Here is a 19355-nt window from a genome sequence, read left to right on the forward strand (position 1 = left end):
TGTGAGAACTGAGTGTGGATCCGTGTTCGAAGCTAAGATTCTGTTTCCCCCTTTGGAGGTCAGACGACTCTGACGAGTGTCAGACTCCGTCAGAGGGGAATAAGAGGGAGGATAAGCCTAATCTCCCCGCAAACCATTGATTTTATTCAATTTTCCACCGATCCAACTCGGTTCGAATCCAACTGGCTTTCAAGCTAAATTTCTTGTGAAAATTTTTAAAGACTCCCTGTTTTCAGAATAATTGTGTAGTATTGGAATGATATAACAAAGACTATCGCGAGAACACCTAAAATCAAGAGTAATGTTAGAAAAATTTAGAACTGTATATAGGAATTATTTATTCATTAAAATAATAACAGTAATACTTGTGGTATTCTTTTCAGTTGCGATTATCGTACCTCTGATAAGGATTGCGGAACTATTTGGGATTAATATCCGAGAGCATACAGGAGTAAATTTTGATGTTAGTTTTGGAAACGTATTTTTCTTTTTTTTGTTCGGTTTATGTTCAATTGGAATAATATGGTTTGCACAAAAATATATACATCAAAAAAAATTATCCGAATTAGGATTTCAAGGTAAAATTTGGAGGACACTTTTGATTGGGTTTATTGTTGGTGCGATTTTGGTTTCTCTAAAAAATAGTGTTTTAATCTTAAGCGCTGAGAATGTTAAGTATGTAAAAGTCATTCCTACGGATGTTTCCTTTCTAACTTATTTGGCTTACTATTTCTACTTCATGGTCGGATTCATTTTTTGGAATTCCTTTATTGAAGAATTATGTACAAGAGCATATCCGATTAAAAAACTAAAGAATTATATGAATCCGCATATAGTATTTACAGTTATGGGATTAATCTTTAGCCTTGGACATTTTGTGCTTAGGGATTTTAGTCCCGGATATTTTCTAAGCCTTTTTATTTTTTCATACATTTTTTCACTTTTGTATTTCTACTCAAATTCAATTTGGTTGCCAATTGGTATACATAGCGGGGTGAATTGGGTAGAGTTTTCATTTTTTGGAACAAATTGGAAGTTAGGAGCAATTTACAATATTGAACTATACAACATACCTGATTGGTCATACAATTACGCAAATGTATTTATCCTATCCGGGTTTTTATTACTGATTATTTATTTGAACAAAAAAGGCTTTTTCAATAAATACTTCTCAAGAGAAAATGAGTTGGAAATAAAGAACTAAGCACTATAACACAACTAAAAAACAAGTTGAATAATTGTAAAATCAATGTGATGACATTTACCATACAAGGGGAATCGGATTATCTCAGACTGACATATCTTGAGGTTTTTGGATTTCCTGATGAAACTGGTCATTGGGGCGGATACGATGCTCGTGTTAATCTGGAAATCAAGTCCCGAAATTTTCGGGTAAATGAGAGCTTTTACTCGAGTACCGGGGAATTATACGAATTTGCAGAAAAGTTGAACATTGCCAATCAGCAAATTGATGGAACCGTCGCTTTTAGTTCGTATGAAGGAACTTTGGAATTCACAATCAGTTACAATAAACTAGGACACGTGACAATCAAAGGGAGATTTTCCGAGCAAAATGATTTCTCCAATGAATTAATCTTTGAATTCTATTCTGATCAATCTTTTATCAGCAGATCCCTGGAAGAAATTTCGAAGATCACTGAAAAATATGGCGGGATGACCGGGGTAAAACAATAATCATTACTCAACTATCCGATTGAGACTGCCTAATGCGCTCTTGGGCTAACAAAAAAGCGAACTACTTCCGTAATTCGCCTTCTTCTGTTTTTAATAGCTGTAAAGCATGTGAGCCAACTGAGTTTACGAGGCCGGAATCCACCTTCCGATGGTAAGTGTTACATCCTGTCCTGATCCCACAGAGTAGTTGGTTTTGGATGGCACATTATTTCCTCCCGACCAGCTTCCTACATTCGGGTTTTCATCCAGGCTGAATCCATAAGCCATTCCCAGAGTTTTAGCAGAGTTAAGTCCCATAATTATTCCTCCGTGATTTTTTGCGCAGTGGAAAAACTTGGCGTATGCATCATAAACACTCGGTTTCTGGTTGTAAGCATTGTTGTGATTTGTGTACCAGTTTTGAATGTTCGTCCATGCCGCAGAGGTATAACCATCAGAAATACTTCCCCCCTCGCCTACAACTCCGTCCAACAACACTCCGCGTGAAATGGCCTGGAAAATGGCGGCTTCAATTTGGCTGAAAGCATCGTATTCATTTTGATTTTCTCCTGTTTTGATCCCCCGTACTGCCTGCATGAATCCCTGATCACCGGCAAAATCACTTGCCGGAATGATTATCGTTAATTTGTTTGGTCCGTTAAGTGTAAATTTTGTTCCGTCACTAGTCCCTGAATAGGTACCCACTGTGGCAGCGTTCAGGTAAAGATTGAGTTGATTTCCCTTTGTAAAAAAGTCATTGATGGTGTTCGTCCAATAACCGCTTAGTCCACTGGCACTAGTGTTAATTGCCAGCCAGTCTTTGGGCGAAACAATGGCAGAAAACTGACTCATGATCGAATCAGGATAACCGGTACCTGTCGGACTGGTATACAATAATTGCGCGAATGCACTTCCCAGCGGATCTGAACCGGTAAACGTATTAAAAGCTGCTGCAATCTCCGGACGCGAAACAGCCGGAATCGCTCCATAGACCAGGGAATCGTTCGCTACCGTAAAGGAAAGATTCAAACCGAAAGAATCCACCGCAGATACATCGTACTGGGCATTGGGGCCAAATTCAAAAATGTCGTAAGGACCCGGAGGACAAACTCCCGGAGCAGCATTAAACGGATAGGCTGTATATCCGGTAGTCGGTGAAAGCGCCGCAGGTGTGGTTGTAATTTCCGTAACCAGGAACACCAGGCGGTTGTTGCCCAGGTTTGTTACATCCGGTACATTGACCGTCAATCCATCATTGATATTGATATAATTGCCGGTGGTTGCTGTAAAATTCCCGTCCGTATTCAGATACATGTAAGCGTCTGACTGCTGGATAAATCCGGCAACCCAAACGGTATATTTAGAAGTATCCAGGGAAGTACCATTTTTTAGAGTAATTGTATTAAGTGTAGTTGCTGACATAAGCTATCATTTTTTAGTCCTACTCGTATGGCTTTTCGGGTTACGCCTCCTGTTGAGTTGACCGAACAGGAACAGCTTTTATTTCAAGTGGTTTTATTGTAAAACCGGCCCTGACAAAAAGCAAGAGCCGGTTCTTCAGTGTATTTCCGGTCAATTAGTTATTAACGTTAATGAACGGATCCCAAAGATAGTAGCCAATAACAGCTCCGGTTTGGGTATTTAATACTGCAAAAGACATGTTGTATTGTGTCGATCCTGCTCCGTTAACCTGGAACAGCCATTGCGCACAAATAAATGTATTCGGGTTACCGGCATTCGGATACCCGGAAGGAATTTTATTGGCAAATTGCGGTTGACTTCCTGATCCTCCGGATTGGAGGCAGTAGTTTGTCCATTCCGCCGTGTTCGGACCTAAACTTCTTACGTTGGCATTACTTAATGCTGTGTTGTAAAGTACCGGGTAATAATTTTGACCTGCTCCGGGAGCTGAAATAGTGAAGACAATTTCATCCCCGACATTAGCAGAAATGGTTAATTCTGATCCGCCCTGGTCATTTACAACAGCACTTCCCTGTGCCATCATTTCTACGTAAACATCAGAAGAACTATAGCTTCCCAAGCTAATTGGAGCATTCCACGAACCTCCCGGTTTACTTTGTGCGAGTGTAATTGCGTCGACTGTAATTGCGACAAAAATTTGTGCCATAATGGGTAGTTTAAATTTCCTTACTCATAAGGCTTTTCGGGTTCCGCCTCCTGTTTGAGTTGACTGAACAGGAACAGTCTGTTTTTTGAGTGGTCCAGCTCCACTGCTATAAGGTTGCAACACTTACTGAACAAGACAAAGTAAGAGCAATATGATGGGAATTCTTTACACAGAAATACCGGTTTTAAAAAACAGGTATTTTTATCTGGTTTTTAGATTTAGAGGTATGATTATTTTGAGAACTTATTTATACTTATAAATTCAGCACAAGTATTTATATTTGATGTCAAATACTAAAAACACATTTTATGAACCCACAACTCCACGATTCAACTGAACATTTCCGTATATCTGTTCCTGAAGCCGATACCAGAATTAATCGCTGGCAAAATGAAAATTACATCCTCGTTCCAAAAAATTTTGAAGGCTCATTCCCCCCGGGATATAGACCGCTTGAAATTAATTCGTTCAGCCTTTCGGTAGAGGACCTGCTTCATTTGACAGAGCGCATAAAGACTTACAATCTAAATGAATCCGGAAAAGATAACTATCCGATATCGGGATTTGCCTGCCGACTTGGAATAAAGGACTATATCAATGAAAAGGGAGAGCAAGAACCGCTTCCTTGCTTATTGATCGAACCGCTTCTTGATTTTGAACGCAATGATAACCCCGACAATCCAATAGCGGCAAATCCCGGTGAACTGTTGGAAAGAATCCCCGAAGAGGTACATGGCAAGATCGTAGATTATTCAGCCATTTATGATTTCAGTTATCCTTGTCCCCCTACCTGTCCAACCAAGAAAGACTAGGATTTCAGGTTGAATGGAGCTAAAAGCGTTTTTATTTAATTATGGTCCCTGGATTATTATCGCTCCTTTTGTACTGGCTGTTGTCCGATACAATCACTTAAGCAAGGAATTGAAAATAATTACCTGGTACCTGGTTCTGTCGGTGGTAACACAGGCAGTATCTTTATTGCTATGGAAAAAAAGCATCAATAACCTGCCATTGCTGCACGTGTTTACCCTTCTTGAATTCCTATTATTGTTCACATATTATTCTTTCCAGAGCAAACCGTTTCTTCCACGTTTTTGGCTTTACCTGGTAATGATTTTGTTCCTTTCGTTCTCCGTTTTGGATGCCTTTGTCCTTGAAAACCTCCACAACTTTAATATTTACACCCGCTCATTGGAGGCTTTTATCTTCATCGGCTGTTCCGTTCATTGGTTTATACGTTCACTGACCATTGAAAGTGAAGTTGATTTCCCTGAACAAAACGCTTTGAAATACCTAAATGCAGGTTTCTTTATTTATTTCTCAGGGTCTCTGATTTTGTTCGCTTTCAGTAATTACATCAATTACCTGGGACAGCCTTTGTTAATGAATATCTGGACACTGCATACACTTTTATTGATTGTTCTTTATCTATTTATATTCACCGGATTTTGGAAAAACAGCAGGAAATAGACTTTTATTACGGCATAATTATAACAATGGCTGCATTCTTTCTGATAGCCTGCGGAGCCATTTTATTTTTTATCCGTTATCAGAAAAACCTGTTGAAAAAACAGGAAGAGTTGTTTCGAATGGAGGCCGAACACCGGAAAGAATTACTGAGCAGTAATATCCAATCAGCTGAGGAAGAACGTTTACGCATTGCGCGGGATGTTCATGATGAACTGGGCGGAATTTTTTCTACGCTCTCTCTTTCCATTCAACAATTAAATCCGGAAGTTGAAAAAAATAAAGAAACCCTTCAACAAAGTAAGCTGCTCATTCAAACCGGCATAAACAGTGTTAGGCGTATTTCACATGCCATTATCCCCTTTGAGCTGGAATTACTCGGTCTGGACCAAACCCTGAGCAATTACACGGAATCTGTTTCAAACGCATCCGGAATTGAAATTCACTATGAATTCGAAGATGTACCTGAGGAAATGAATCCAATGGTAGCCTTAGCCGCCTATCGGATCATCCAGGAATTGCTTAACAATACTTTAAAGTATGCCAGGGCCGGATCCGTATCAATCAGTTGCCGCGGTTCAAAAACCCTTTTACATCTGAACTATAGTGATAACGGAATTGGTGTCGATTTAACCGACAAAAAAATAAAAAGAGGCATCGGTATTAAAAACATTGAAAGCCGTGTTCTCGCACTTGACGGAAACGTGCATTTTAATTCTTCTCCCGGCCAGGGATTCAATTGCGAAATAAGTTTACCTTCCAATCAAACAAAAGAATGATGATTAACATTGCTATAGCAGAAGACCAGGTACTTTTCCGTAAGGGAATTATATCATTGTTAAATGCAGTAACTGATTTAAGGGTTGTATTGGAATGCAACAACGGCGAAGATCTGCTTCAACAGCTCGATGCCTGCCCGGAAACTATTCACGCAGCCCTCATTGATATTAATATGCCGGTATTAAACGGATTAGAAACCATGAAGATCATGCGGGAAAAACACCCGGACATCCGGAATATCATACTGACCATACACGAAGAAGAAAGATACATTCAAGCCATGGTTGAAGCCGGGGCAAATGCTTACCTGGCTAAGAATGCTGACTTCAGTGAGGTGGAAAAAGCAATTCGGGCGGTTGTGGCAAACGACTATTATTTTAACGAGCAAACCATCAAGGCCATGCATCATTTTATGCATGGAAAAAAACAAAAAGTAGTACTTGGAGAAATGGATATTACGCGCCGGGAAAGAGAAGTGCTAGAACTTATCTGCCAGGAAAACACGAGCCTGGAAATCTCCCAAAAATTATTCATTAGCGAAAGCACCGTTAATGGTCACCGAAATAATTTATTACTTAAAATCGGCTGCAAAAACACCGCAGGATTGGTATTGTTTGCTATTCGGCATAACATTTACCGGATCCATTGAATCTTAAAGAGATCTGAGAATACTGTTTTCCAAACAGAACCATACTTTCCCAAAATGAAAACACGTTTTTTCATTTTGAAAACAACTTCCGTTTTTGGCACACCCTGCTATCCTTCCCTATCCCAGTTCCCACAAAGGCTTTAACATTTGTTTACGGAATACGGTACGAAATTTCGAAAGAATCGGATGTTGAACTGCTAAAACATTCAACCGTGAGGAAATCATAGTCCATATAGATCACTCAGCGCGGAAAATAGATTGAACAGCAGGAAAGCGCCCATTTTACAAACAAAAACAAACGTCATGGAAAAGCAGCCATTCTTCGGATTACGTATTCAGGTACTGGACGACAATCCATTTTATACGACACTCTATAAACTGCAGCTGGAACGCGAACTGCTTACGGCATATGCCATGCACCAAAATCATTTCAAGATCAGTACATATACGGATTCCAAGGCATTTCTATCCGACTTGCCGGGCATCCATTCCATTATATTCCTGGATTACAACCTGGGAGCAAACCTCACCGGTCTGGACATCATGGACAAGATCAAAAAGAAAACTTCTTTGGCGAAAGTTTATATTGTCACTGACGAGAACAATTCATTCATACTGCGCTCCTGCCTGGATGCGGGTGCTGACGGTATCATCTTTAAAAACAATGAATTGATGGAACTTTCCCTGATGGTTATCCAACAGACATTGAGCAGCAACGAATTCCCTTACCAATTGAATATTCCGGGGAGCAATTAACAGCTAAATAGAATCCGTTTGCTAAACAGGTATGACCGTTTAGGTTTTTGTTAAAAATCCGGTTTTCAAAAGAGTTAGATTCGATAAACTCTAATCTCAATTTATGAAAACGCTCATACCTTTCAGCTTAATGATCTGGGCACTTATGCTCGCTCCTGTTTCGTTCGGTGAAACAGATACTCTCTTAATCAATAACAACATTCCGGCATGGGTAAAACCCATTTTGGAAAAATCGGAAATGGCTCAAAAGCACCAGATTCTGACAGACTTCAATCCCTTTTATTTTGAGGCTGATTTCTCCGGAGACGGACAAGTAGATATTGCCTTCTTTGTAGAGAACAAAATCGACAAAACAAGAGGTGTTATGATTATCAACAATGTCAAAAACCTCGTTTACGTGATTGGCTGCGGAACAGCTACCGACATGGGAACTTCGCTTTCCTGGACAAAACGCTGGTTCATCTACCGCAACAAATACATTATGAATGACGGAAACAAGAAAAAGATCACTTTAAAGCTTCCGGCTATTCAACTAATCCGGACCGACACCAATAGTTTGGTCATTTACTGGACCGGGAAGAAATACAAAACGTTTATGCAGCAGTCATAACAACCTGTAGGGGCGCGATTAATCGCGCCCCTACAGGTCAAAAAAGATCCTTCAAATGCGGTCCCATTTCCACCTCGATATCCTTTCGAAGTTCCATGAGGCGTTTAGCATATTGTTGCAGCTGCATTTCGCGTTCGGTATTCGGAATCCATTGATTCGTTGGTTTCGGATTCCCCTGTTCATCCACAGAAACGAAAACGATCACGCAATGGGTCGTCTTTTCGAATTTGGCTTCGCTCATTTTGCGGGAAAAAACATCCACACCGATATGAATACTCGATTTTCCGGTATAAATGACGCGCGCCTGGATCTTCACCAAACTCCCGATATGAATGGGTTTAAAAAATCGGATACCACCTACGTAAACTGTTACACAGTAACCTTCCGACCAGGTTGAAGCGCAGGCATATGCAGCCTGGTCGATCCATTTCATTACCGCTCCACCGTGAACCTTTCCTCCAAAATTCACATCCGTAGGCTCACTTACGAACTGAAAAGTAATTTTATCTTGCATAGGGAGCGAAAATAAAGGAATAGTTTGTTTTAATTGAATTATCAATTAATTTTGTTTGTTTTTCAACAAAAATACAACCTTTTGATTTTTTTTTCGTTCAAACCATACTGAAAACTAATGCTTCGAAGATAATTCGATTTAGCAATCCTGTTATTCGCAAACGAGCATTGCAGATTTGTTAGAAAAATAACTATCTTCGTCTGGTAGAAACTAATACACTTCCGTTACCTTGACTAAACGTATATGAAAAAACTACTTATTCTCCTATCATTCTCCATGATAGCTCTTACGAATTGGTCCCAGGTCTCCAACGCCTGTTTCAGTTCGAGGAATGATATTTCCATTCGTAAAACCTTTACCGCAAGCCGCGGAATGGTCAAAGGCGACTTTGACAGTGATGGGGTACTGGACATTGTCAGCTCCAATTATGTTACATCAGGATCAGCAACCAACCGATTTTCCTTTCAGAAAGGATTAGGAAACGGAAAATTTGGTCCTTCGGTTGGTTATGGAACTACTGGTCTGCAAACACAAGACATTCGAAGTGCTGATTTCAATAATGACGGGAATCTGGATATAGCTTATATTAATTTAACCGGAATTTATATCTGGCACGGTCAGGGAAATGGGGTTTTCGACAGTATTACCACCCTTACTTTCACTAATGGAAAATATATGGCTGTCGGAGATTTTAACGAAGACGGTGCGATGGACATTGTTGCTACTATAAGCAATGCTCAATTTACGTTGTTTGCCGGAACTCTTGGAAATCCAACATTATTCAATTCTACGGCATTTAACATAACTGGGACTATCGTAAACATGGAGGTCGCTGACATGAATGGAGACAACCATTTAGACGTGGTTTCTTATACTGGAAGTGGTGTTTATGTTTCTCGAAATAACAATGGCAGTTTAGGCAATTTCTTTACCGGAGCAAATGTTTCTACGGGTACTTCGAACGGGGCAGATCTCACCTTGTGTGATATTGACAATGACAGTGATATTGACGTCATAACTACAAACAAAAACACTGCCAATAGCATTTGTGTACTGAAAAACAACGGTTCCGGAACACTTACTCTAAATGCTACTTACCCGACAGAATTGGGTCCGGAGGGGATTGACAACTTTGATATTAACCAGGATGGATTTAAAGATATTGTAGTAGCAAATATGGGAGCGAGTACTGTTTCCATTTTCTTTGGAAGTGCCGGGGGTGTATTGAGCCTATATCAGGCCGTTCAGGCACCCGGGAATCCTAAGACTGTAGTCGTTGGGAATTTTACATCTGATAGTTATCCTGATATTGTGTCTTTACAAACTTCGGGGGCATATTTCAATTCTTTTGTTGGGAACTCAACAAATAATTACCTTCAAACAAACCTAATTGATGTAGGAGTTTCTCCTAGTTCGGCTTTTGCAGCTGACTTCAATGGAGATGGGAATCAGGATGTTGCAATTACACAAGCCGGAGCAAATAATGCCCAGATTTATTTGGGCAACGGATCAGGAGGCTTCACCGCAGGAGCTATCTTAGCTACGGGTACAACACCATCTTACATTACCGGGGCAGATTTAGACAATTCCGGTTCGATGGACTTGGTAGTTGTCAATAACGCAAGCAGCAATATTTCTGTTTTTTATGGAACCGGAAGCGGGACTTTTTCTGCTGGTACAACCTATGCAGTAGGTACTACTCCGGTACAGGCTAAAATCGGTCATTTGAACGGAGATGCTTTTGCCGACATTGTAGTAACCAATTCAGGCAGTACCAATTTTTCTGCCTTACTGGCAAGTGGAGCAACTTCCTTCAATGCTGCTGTGAATTACACTACAAATGCCACCCCTTATCCAATACTGATTACCGATTACGACCTGGATGGATTCAATGACGTTATTGTTGGACATAATGCCAGCTCCAATTCACAACTTTTAAAGTTTAAAGGAAATGGGACCGGAAGTTTTACAGCCAATGGTAACATTGGGGTTGCTACGGCAACTTATCCATTAACAACTTCTTTAGAAGCTGCAGATTTGGATGGAGATGGAGACAGTGATATCATTGTGGGAAGAAGTGGTGAAGTTGGTAAAATCTTTAACCCGGCAGTTACTACAGGAAGTATGGCAACAAATACAACTTCTATTATTAACACAACACCGGGATCAGGCAATGTTGTTGGTCTAAAAATCGTAGACGTTAACAATGACGGAAAATTGGATGTCATGGCTGTTTACAACAATGGTGGAGGTACACTTTGTGGTGCACTTGCCGCCAGTGTAGCAACAAATTTCGGTACTAATACATCATACGTATTGACTCAACCAACCACTGGATTTGCTTCTGAAACAGACGCTTCCGGGTTGGCTGTAGCAGATTTCAACAACGACGGAAGGGTTGATGCAATTATTCCGAACAAAGGATCAAACAGTTTTACCCTTCACTTAAATACCACTCCGGTGATTACTGCGGGCGGGCCAACGAGTTTTTGTAACGGGAACAGTGTAACGCTTACTTCTACAGCGGCTTCCCAATGGTATGACTGGGACCCGAACCATGAAACTACTCAGGCAATTTCGGCATCTGCAACAGGGCCTTACTATGTGGTAACGTCTTCTTCCTGGAGTGACTGGTGCCAGGCAAAATCAGATACCATTACAGTAACTGCAACTCCCGGCCCTTCTGCACCAACGGTTACTGCAGGTGGATCGACCACCTTCTGTTCCGGCGGAAGTGTTGTATTGACTTCTTCACAGGCTACAGGAAACCAGTGGTACAAGGACGGAATTCTTATTACCGGTGCTGTTAACCAAAACTATACAGCTACAACTCCGGGAGTATATACTGTAACTTATACAAGCGGCGGATGTACTTCGGATCAGTCAAGCGGTATCACAGTAACTGCAAGCGAAACTCCCGTAATTACTGCGGATGGACCAACCACTTTCTGTACGGGCGGGTCCGTTGTTTTGACTTCCAGTGTAACTTCCAATCTTTTGTGGTCAAACGGGGCCACTACCCCATCTATTACTGTCACAACTTCCGGAAGTTATTCCGTACAAAATATTGTGGGTGGATGTCCCACGCTTACTTCGAATACCATCACGGTTACGGTTGCATCTTCATTAAGTACACCGACTATTTCACCTGCCGGACCGATAACTCTTTGTCCAAGCGGATCTGTTACGCTTACGTCATCTTCGCCAACCAACAACATTTGGTCTAATGGTGCAACAACACAATCCATTACGGTGAATACAGCCGGATCTTATTTCGTTCATTTGGACAACGGTTCCTGTACTTCCGGAAATTCTGCGACAGTTAACGTAACAAACGGATCTACCCCTGCTACTCCAACTATTACCGCAGGAGGTCCAACAACATTTTGTGCCGGAGGTTCGGTAACATTAACTTCCAGTTCAGGAAGCTCTTACTTGTGGTCTACTGGTGCTACAACACAATCAATTAACGTAACAACTGCAGGTTCTTACACCGTACAAGTTGCGAGCCCGGCGGGATGTCAAAGTGCTTCAAGTGCTCCAACAGTAGTTACAGTCAATACACCTCCTTCAGCACCAACAATCACTGCTGGCGGTCCGACAACTTTCTGCGCAGGCGGGTCTGTAACATTGACTTCCAGTGCCGGAAATTCTTATTTATGGTCTAATGGAGCAACTACTGCTTCTATCAACGTTACAGCAGCAGGTTCTTATACGGTTCAAATTACAGATGCGAACGGATGTCAAAGTACGGCAAGTGCGCCAACTGTAGTAACTGTAAATGCTCTGCCGACAGCACCAACGATTACAGCCGGTGGCCCCACTACTTTCTGTGCAGGCGGGTCAGTGACATTGACTTCAAGTGCAGGAAACTCTTATTTGTGGTCTAATGGAGCAACTACTGCTTCTATCAACGTTACAACGGCAGGTTCTTATACGGTTCAAATTACAGATGCGAACGGATGTCAAAGTACGGCAAGTGCGCCAACTGTGGTAACCGTAAATGCCGTACCAGCCGTACCAACGATTACAGCTGGCGGTCCGACAACTTTCTGCGCAGGCGGGTCGGTTACATTGACTTCAAGTGCCGGTAATTCTTATTTATGGTCTAACGGCGCTACAACAGCTTCTATCAGCGTAACAACTTCCGGTTCTTACACCGTTCAAATTACAGATGCGAACGGATGTCAAAGCACAGCAAGCGCTCCAACTGTTATAACTGTCAACCCTGCTCCTGCTGCACCGACAATCACAGCCGGTGGCCCGACAACTTTCTGTGCGGGTGGATCAGTTACATTAACTTCAAGTGCAGGAAATTCTTATTTATGGTCGACAGGAGCTACAACTGCTTCCATTAACGTTACCACTTCCGGTTCTTATACCGTTCAAATTACAGATGCTAACGGGTGTCAAAGCACGGCTAGCACATCAACTGTGGTAACCGTAAATGCCTTACCGGCCGTACCAACTATTACTGCAGGCGGACCAACAACTTTCTGTAACGGAAATTCAGTAACATTGACTTCAAGCACGGGTAACTCTTATTTATGGTCAACCGGTGCTACATCAGCTTCTATTAATGTAATAACTTCCGGTTCTTACACCGTTCAAGTGACCAATGCAGCCGGATGTCAGAGTACAGCGAGTACTCCAACAGTGGTTACTGTTAATCCGGGACCACCTGCACCAACTATTACTGCTGGGGGAGCAACAACTTTCTGTGCAGGCGGATCAGTAACATTGACTTCAAGCGCAGGAACTTCTTATTTGTGGTCGACCGGAGAAACTACTGCTTCTATTAACGTAACAACATCCGGTTCTTATACTGTTCAAATTACAGATGCAGCAGGATGCCAGAGTACAGCCAGTACTCCAACTGTCGTTACTGTCAATGCAGCTCCTGCTACTCCGATTGTCACTGCTGGAAGTTCAACAACCTTCTGTACGGGAGGTTCCGTAACATTGACTTCAAGTGCAGGAAATTCTTATTTGTGGTCGACAGGAGCAACTACTGCTTCAATCAACGTAACGACTTCCGGTTCTTACACCGTTCAGGTTACAAATGCTGACGGATGTCTAAGTGCAGCCAGTTCTCCAACAACTGTAACTGTAAATGCTTTACCGGGTGTGCCAACAATTACAGCCGGCGGTCCTACCACCTTCTGTGCGGGCGGATCTGTAACACTGACTTCAAGTGCCGAAAATTCTTATTTATGGTCGACCGGAGCTACAACTGCTTCGATTAACGTAACAACTCCAGGTTCTTATACGGTTCAGGTGACCAATGCAGCCGGATGTCAAAGCTCAGCCAGTGCTCCAACTGCTATAACTGTAAACCCTGTTCCCGCCGCACCGACCATCACAGCGGGTGGACCAACAACTTTCTGTTCAGGTGGATCTGTCACATTGACTTCAAGCGCCGGAAATTCCTATTTGTGGTCGACCGGAGCTACTACAGCTTCAATCAACGTAACAACTTCCGGTTCTTACACCGTTCAAATTACAGACGCGAACGGGTGTCAAAGTACTGCTGGTACTCCGACGGTGGTAACCGTAAATGCTTTACCAGCTGCACCGACAATTACTCCGAGCGGTTCCACGTCCATTTGTGCAGGCGGTTCTGTAACATTAACTTCAAGTGCAGGTAATTCTTATTTGTGGTCAACAGGTGAAACATCAGCTTCAATTAATGTAACAAGTTCAGGTTCTTATTCCGTTCAAATTACGGACGCGAACGGATGTACCAGTCCGGCTAGTTCACCTACAACTGTTACAGTAAATCCTTTACCGGCTTCACCAACAATTACTGCTGGCGGACCAACAACATTCTGTGCGGGAGGATCCGTTGCATTAACTTCAAGTGCAGGTAATTCTTATTTATGGTCGACCGGAGAAACAACGGCTTCTATCAACGCTACAACATCAGGAAACTATACTGTCCAGGTAACAGATGCAGCAGGATGTCAAAGTCCGGCTAGTTCACCTGTAACTATTACTGTGAATGCATTACCTGCAACACCAACCATTACAGCGGGAAGTTCTACTACATTCTGTTCAGGCGGATCTGTTATTTTAACTTCAAGTACCGGTAATTCATATTTATGGTCAACAGGTGAAACAACACAATCAATCACTGTTTCAACTTCCGGATCATATACTGTTCAGGTAACCGATGCTTTGGGGTGCCAAAGCGTTGCAAGCGCATCGACTTCTGTGACTGTAAATGCATTGCCTGCAACACCTACAATAAGTGCAAGTGGCTCTACAACCTTCTGTTTGGGCAGTTCAATAACTCTAACTTCCAGTGCAGAAACATCTTACTTGTGGTCAACAGGCGAAACAACACAATCCATTGTAGTAAGCACTTCAGGATCTTATACTGTTCAGGTAATCAATGCTGCAGGATGTTTAAGTCCAGCCAGCTCTCCAACTGCAGTAACGGTAAATGCTCTTCCGGGCGCTCCAACTGCTACTGCCGGCGGACCAACTACCTTCTGTGCGGGAGGTTCAGTTGTATTAACTTCTTCGTCTACAAACAATAACCTGTGGTCAACCGGTGAAACGACACAGTCTATTACTGTTACTACTTCAGGAAATTATTCGGTACAAAAAGAAACAGGGGCTACTTGTCTAAGTGTTCCGAGTAACGTGATTACGGTAACCGTGAACCCACTTCCGGGCACACCAACGATTACTGCCAGTAGTTCTACAACATTCTGTGCAGGAGGATCCGTTACATTAAATTCCAGTGCAGGCAATTCTTATTTATGGTCGACGGGTGAAACTACTCAATCAATTAACGTAACTGCTTCCGGTTCTTATTCCGTTCAAATTACTGATGCGAACGGATGTACCAGTCTGGCTAGTATTCCAACAACTGTAACTGTTAATCCGATTCCTTCCGTACCGACAATTACAGCAGGCGGTACAACAACATTCTGTGACGGCGGATCTGTTGTATTGACTTCTTCTGCCGCAAGCGGAAATCTTTGGTCAACAGGCGAGACTACTCAATCCATTACGGTAACAACTTCTGGTTCTTATACAGTGGAAGAAATCACAGCAGGATGTTCTTCCGGAAACGCTACTGCTTTAAGCGTAACAGTAAATCCAAATCCGGCAGTGCCAACAATTACAGCAGGTGGACCAACTACATTCTGCGCAGGCGGATCCGTAGTATTAACTTCTTCTGCTTCTGCTGACAACGTGTGGTCGACCGGCGAAACTACCCAATCCATCACTGTTACCACTTCCGGTTCGTATTCGGTGGAGGTCTCTAACGGATTCGGTTGTACTTCAAATTCAACTGCAACAAATGTTACTGTTAATCCAATCCCGCCAGTACCAACCATTACAGCCGGTGGATCAACAACAATCTGTTCAGGAAACACGGTGGTATTGACTTCTTCTGCGACCAGCGGAAACTTGTGGTCGACCGGTGAAACAACACAATCGATCACAGTCTCAACAGCAGGTTCTTATACTGTAGAGGAAATTCAGCTGGGATGTTCATCCGGTTTGTCTGCTCAGACAGATATTATAGTGAACCCAACTCCTGTTACTCCGACAATCACAGCCGGTGGACTCACAACCTTCTGCCTTGGCGGATCGGTCGTATTAACCTCTTCATCTTCAACCGGGAATGTGTGGTCGACCGGGGAAACGACCCAATCAATTACGGTAACAAATTCTGGTTCTTACTTCGTAAATGTTGTTGACGGATCTTGTACTTCTGCTCAATCGAATACGATTAATGTTACCGCGAATCCTATTCCGGGAGTTCCTACCATTACGGCAAGCGGACCAACCACTTTCTGTTCGGGCGGATCTGTCGTACTGACTTCATCCTTCTTATTAGGAAATGTTTGGTCAACAGGTGAAACAACTCAATCAATCACTGTCTCAACAGCAGGTTCTTACACCGTGGAACACGTATTATTGGGCTGTTCTTCCGGGCCTTCTGCTGCAACGAACGTACTAGTAAACCCTACTCCGGCCGCTTCAACAATTACAGCTGGCGGACCTACAACATTCTGTGCCGGTGGATCTGTTGTATTGACTTCAACTCCGGGTACTGCTTATTTGTGGTCAACCGGTGAAACTACTCAGTCGATCACAGTAACAGCTTCAGGTTCTTATTCTGTCTCAATTGTTGACGGGGCTTGTTCTTCTGCAGCATCAAACGCAATCACTGTTACAGTTAACCCGATCCCTGCAGCACCGACCATTACAGCTGGCGGACCTACAATGTTATGTACTGGCGGATCCGTAGTATTGACTTCTTCCTACACGACAGGAAATATTTGGTCTACAGGTGAGACTACACAATCGATCACGGTATCTGCAAGTGGTACTTATACGGTAAATGCAACGGTATTGGGTTGTACCAGTCCGGATGCATCTCAAACCATAACCGTTAATCCTATCCCGGCAGCACCTACAGTAACTCCTGGCGGACCAACAACATTCTGCTCCGGAGGTTCTGTCGTATTGACTTCTTCTGCAAGCTCAGGGAATACATGGTCTACAACAGAATCAACACAATCCATTTCAGTAAGTACAAGTGGTTCATACACGGTTACTCAAACAGTATTGGGATGTACATCTGCTCCATCTGCTCCTATAGCAGTTACCGTGTCTCCGCTTCCTACTGTTCCTACTATTACAACCAGCGGACCAACGACATTCTGTGCAGGTGGTTCTGTTACTTTGACATCTTCTTCCGCAACAAATAACTTTTGGTCGAACGGAGCTACAACACAGTCTATCACCGTAAGTAGTTCAGGAACGTTTGTGGTTCAGGTAATTTCAGGGGGATGCAGCTCCGGAACTTCTGCACCTAAAACAGTTACTGTTAATCCACTTCCTTCTGCGCCGACTATCGTTACAGGAGCTACCGAGTCAATCTGCTCAGGTTCTTCCGTGACATTGACATCTTCTTCAACAGGTGGCAACCTTTGGTCAACAGGTGAAACGACTCAATCAATAGTTGTTTCAACTGCAGGTTCCTATTTTGTGACTGTAACCGATGGTAATGGCTGTTCTTCGCCAGCATCAGCTTCAACAGTAGTAACTGTGAATCCTCTGCCAGCCGCACCGGTTATCACTGCTGACGGACCTACTTCATTCTGTTTCGGTGGATCTGTAGCACTTACTTCATCATACAGTTCAAACAACCTTTGGTCAAGTGGTTCTACGGCAAACACAATTACAGTAAGCAGCAACGGAACTTATACTGTTACTCATACAGATGCGAACGGGTGTGCTTCGCCTGCTTCTGATCCGGTAATTATCACTGTAAATTCAATTCCGGCGGCTCCTGTTATTACAGCAAGCGGACCAACCTCATTCTGTTCCGGAGGTTCAGTGACATTGACTTCATCACAGTCAACGGGGAACTCCTGGTCAACAGCTGCATTAACTCCAAGCATTACAGTAACAACAGGTGGTGTTTACAGTGTAATTTATATTGACGGAAACGGATGTGCATCACCGGCTTCTGCTCCGGTAGTTGTTAACGTGTTCTCAAATCCTGCACCTCCATCGATTACTGCCGGTGGTGCAACCACAATCTGCCAGGGATCATTCGTAACTCTTACCTCTTCCTATACGAGTGGAAATACGTGGTCGCTAGGTGGAAATACGCAAAGCATCAATGCAACTGTCAGCGGTGCATACGCAGTTACGTATACCAATGCGAACGGATGTTCAAGCACCAGCCCAACAACCAATGTTACAGTTATACCGGTATCTGCAATACCAACTATTTCTGCATCCGGATCAACAACAATTTGTGACGGTTCAAACGTTACATTAACTTCTTCCGATCCGAACAGTACCTGGTCAACGGGAGCTACCACGCAATCGATCACTATAACCACTTCCGGTTCATACTCGGTTGTAGGAAACCAGACAGGTTGTCCTTCACAGCCTTCAGCTCCGGTTGTTGTAACTGTGAATCCGGCTCCTGCAGCACCGATCATCACTCCAAGCGGACCTACGACGATCTGTGAAGGGGAAGAATTATTCTTATTTACGTCCGGAACTGGAACAAACACCTGGTCAACAGGGCATACCGGTCAGGTACTTCAGGTAACAGCTACCGGGAATTACTGGGTCTCCGTTGAGAATGCATACGGCTGTTCAGCTTCCTCAACAGTAGTTCCTGTTATTGTAAATCCGACTCCGGCGGTTTCAATTAATCCGTTTGCGGATGTATGTACATTCACCGCACCGTTTACAATGTCAAACGGATTGCCTGCAGGAGGTACTTATACAGGTGATGGTATTACAACGAATATCTTCTACCCTGCTGCAGCCGGTGAAGGATCTTCCATTGTAACATATACTTATGTGGATGTAAACAATTGTTCTGCTTCTGCATTAACAACCATCAGTGTAAACAGTTGTCTTGGAATCGATGAGAAAGAGCAGTCTTACTTCTCTTTATTCCCGAATCCGAATAACGGACAATTCCGCGTAGAATCAAGTGGTACTCCAATGGATCATATCATCATTTACGATGCACAGGGAAAAATGGTCTTCAACGAATCTTATCCGGGAATCTTTACCCAAGAATTTGATCTGAACGCTTATTCGAATGGTGTTTATTACATAGAAATCAGCAGTGATCTGGAAATCAGGGAACGAATTCCTTTGGTCATCAATCATTAAATAACAAACCCCGGCATTTATCGTCGGGGTTTTTGTTAACAACTATTTCTGTTACGTATTTTAGTAAAACCAATTATTAGAGATATTTGAATTCCATAATCAA

General features: G+C 42.8%; 12 protein-coding genes. 9 read left to right on the top strand and 3 right to left on the bottom strand.

Going from position 1 to position 19355, the window contains the following annotated elements; translation table 11 throughout:
- The first annotated feature begins 301 nt into the window (after positions 1-301).
- Together QZT69_RS01335 and QZT69_RS01340 are read left to right on the top strand one after the other, a co-directional pair.
- Positions 302-1204, top strand: a complete 903-nt coding sequence (locus QZT69_RS01335; protein ID WP_294669784.1) for a CPBP family intramembrane glutamic endopeptidase — start codon at positions 302-304, stop codon at positions 1202-1204.
- A 50-nt stretch (positions 1205-1254) separates the two neighbouring features.
- On the top strand, positions 1255-1695 hold the full coding sequence (locus QZT69_RS01340) for a hypothetical protein (protein ID WP_294669786.1): 441 nt from the start codon (positions 1255-1257) through the stop codon (positions 1693-1695).
- A gap of 123 nt (positions 1696-1818) precedes the next feature.
- Here the strand turns inward: QZT69_RS01340 and QZT69_RS01345 are convergent, their stop codons facing one another.
- Both QZT69_RS01345 and QZT69_RS01350 read right to left on the bottom strand, forming a co-directional pair.
- Positions 1819-3096: a hypothetical protein gene (locus tag QZT69_RS01345; RefSeq protein ID WP_294669788.1), complete on the bottom strand. Its 1278-nt coding sequence runs from the start codon at positions 3094-3096 to the stop codon at positions 1819-1821.
- A gap of 154 nt (positions 3097-3250) precedes the next feature.
- Entirely contained in the window at positions 3251-3802 is a 552-nt protein-coding gene (locus QZT69_RS01350; RefSeq protein WP_294669790.1) for an AidA/PixA family protein, read from the bottom strand.
- Positions 3803-4110: 308 nt separating this feature from the next.
- On the opposite strand from QZT69_RS01350, the gene QZT69_RS01355 reads away from it, so the two are divergent.
- The 6 genes from QZT69_RS01355 (at position 4111) to QZT69_RS01380 (ending at position 8064) form a co-directional block, all read left to right on the top strand.
- Positions 4111-4614 carry a hypothetical protein gene (locus tag QZT69_RS01355; RefSeq protein WP_294669792.1) on the top strand — a complete coding sequence of 168 codons (504 nt, stop codon included), beginning with the start codon at positions 4111-4113 and terminating at the stop codon, positions 4612-4614.
- Positions 4615-4627: 13 nt separating this feature from the next.
- On the top strand, positions 4628-5272 hold the full coding sequence (locus QZT69_RS01360; protein ID WP_294669794.1) for a hypothetical protein: 645 nt from the start codon (positions 4628-4630) through the stop codon (positions 5270-5272).
- Positions 5273-5298: 26 nt separating this feature from the next.
- A complete protein-coding gene (locus QZT69_RS01365; RefSeq protein ID WP_294669796.1) occupies positions 5299-6048 on the top strand; it encodes an ATP-binding protein in 750 nt (249 codons plus the stop codon).
- Positions 6048-6698 carry a response regulator transcription factor gene (locus QZT69_RS01370; RefSeq protein WP_294669799.1) on the top strand — a complete coding sequence of 217 codons (651 nt, stop codon included), beginning with the start codon at positions 6048-6050 and terminating at the stop codon, positions 6696-6698. Before QZT69_RS01365 ends, QZT69_RS01370 begins: the two co-directional genes overlap by 1 nt.
- A 303-nt stretch (positions 6699-7001) precedes the next feature.
- A complete protein-coding gene (locus QZT69_RS01375; protein WP_294669801.1) occupies positions 7002-7454 on the top strand; it encodes a response regulator in 453 nt (150 codons plus the stop codon).
- A 103-nt stretch (positions 7455-7557) separates the two neighbouring features.
- The gene (locus QZT69_RS01380) at positions 7558-8064 is read left to right on the top strand and encodes a hypothetical protein (protein WP_294669803.1); all 507 of its coding nucleotides are present in this window, start codon (positions 7558-7560) and stop codon (positions 8062-8064) included.
- Positions 8065-8101: 37 nt separating this feature from the next.
- Here the strand turns inward: QZT69_RS01380 and QZT69_RS01385 are convergent, their stop codons facing one another.
- On the bottom strand, positions 8102-8578 hold the full coding sequence (locus QZT69_RS01385; protein WP_294669805.1) for an acyl-CoA thioesterase: 477 nt from the start codon (positions 8576-8578) through the stop codon (positions 8102-8104).
- A gap of 243 nt (positions 8579-8821) precedes the next feature.
- Here QZT69_RS01385 and QZT69_RS01390 point away from each other — a divergent pair, with 243 nt between their 5' ends.
- Complete coding sequence (locus tag QZT69_RS01390) at positions 8822-19252, top strand: FG-GAP-like repeat-containing protein (RefSeq protein ID WP_294669807.1); 10431 nt, start codon at positions 8822-8824, stop codon at positions 19250-19252.
- Positions 19253-19355 lie beyond the last annotated feature (103 nt).

The sequence above is a fragment of the uncultured Fluviicola sp. genome (assembly GCF_902168135.1).
GTDB lineage: Bacteria > Bacteroidota > Bacteroidia > Flavobacteriales_D > Crocinitomicaceae > Fluviicola.